At 72.2% G+C, this 500-nt stretch carries 1 protein-coding gene; it reads left to right on the top strand.

The window, feature by feature from the left end:
- On the top strand, window positions 1-500 hold a 500-nt coding region (locus JYA52_RS00115; RefSeq protein WP_205651147.1), incomplete at both ends, for a DUF222 domain-containing protein.

Below are 500 nucleotides of genomic sequence, written 5' to 3' on the forward strand. Positions count from 1 at the left end.
GGCTGGACCACCGGCTGGGGCACCGAACCGGCGGCGCCCGAACCCTCGGCGCCCGGACCAGCGGTTTCCGCGGGCCCGGTTTTCGATCCGGCCGATGACGGGTGCCGGAACACCGCGGAGTTCCTCAAGACGCGGCTAAGGATCGGCGCCGCGGAAGCCCGCCGTCGCCTCGCCCTCGCCTCCGCCACGCTTCCCCGCACCGGGATCACCGGCCAGCCCATGCCCCCGGCCTGCGAAGAAACCGCCGCCGCCCTGGCAGACGGGACCATCTCCTCCCGCGCCGGAACCACCATCACCACCGCACTGGACCGCGTCCGCCACATCGCCCCGGCAGAGACCTTGGCGCGGATGGAACACGCCTTGACGAGCACTGCCGTCGAGAACGACCACGACTTCCTGACCCGCATCGCCCACCGCTGGGCCGATGCCATCGACCAGGACGGCACCGAACCCTCCGAAGAAGAACTCCGCCACCGCCAAGGCGCCTTCCTCCGCCGCCC

The organism is Arthrobacter pascens (genome assembly GCF_017052465.1).
Classification (GTDB): Bacteria; Actinomycetota; Actinomycetes; order Actinomycetales; family Micrococcaceae; genus Arthrobacter; species Arthrobacter pascens.